We start from the raw sequence: 344 nt of genomic DNA, 5'->3' as shown, positions 1-344 counted from the left end.
GTAGCTTTGCCTGTTTTGCCTAGCAGCTTAACATCCTCAGCCTTGATCTTATACGGGATGGCAACGTAATAACGGCCTTTTTCTTTGAAGTAGCTGACAACGCCAAACTCATCTGACAAAGGCTTTTCGCTCAGCTTAAAGCCACGCCATTGATCTTTTGGAACGTGGCTTCTTCTTGCCCGCTCCAAATAAAGAATTCCGTCCTTGATCTTACTCTGATCGCTTTTGAAGCCTTGTCTGGATTCCCGTTTTGACCGAAATTTTGGTTTGCCCCAGTCTGGTTGGGCCTTGTCAAAGAAATTGTTCCAAGCCTTGCCCAAGTCGGAAATTGCCAGTTGCAGAAT

At 45.9% G+C, this 344-nt stretch carries 1 pseudogene; it reads right to left on the bottom strand.

The window, feature by feature from the left end:
* A pseudogene (locus lacNas_RS06905) lies at window positions 1–344 on the bottom strand (helix-turn-helix domain-containing protein); the annotation flags it as partial.

Origin of the sequence: Lactobacillus nasalidis, assembly GCF_016587775.1 — a bacterium.
In the GTDB taxonomy this organism is placed as follows: Bacteria; Bacillota; Bacilli; order Lactobacillales; family Lactobacillaceae; genus Lactobacillus; species Lactobacillus nasalidis.
The sequence above is the reverse complement of the archived record's forward strand: the minus strand, read 5'-3'. Positions and strand labels throughout refer to the sequence as shown.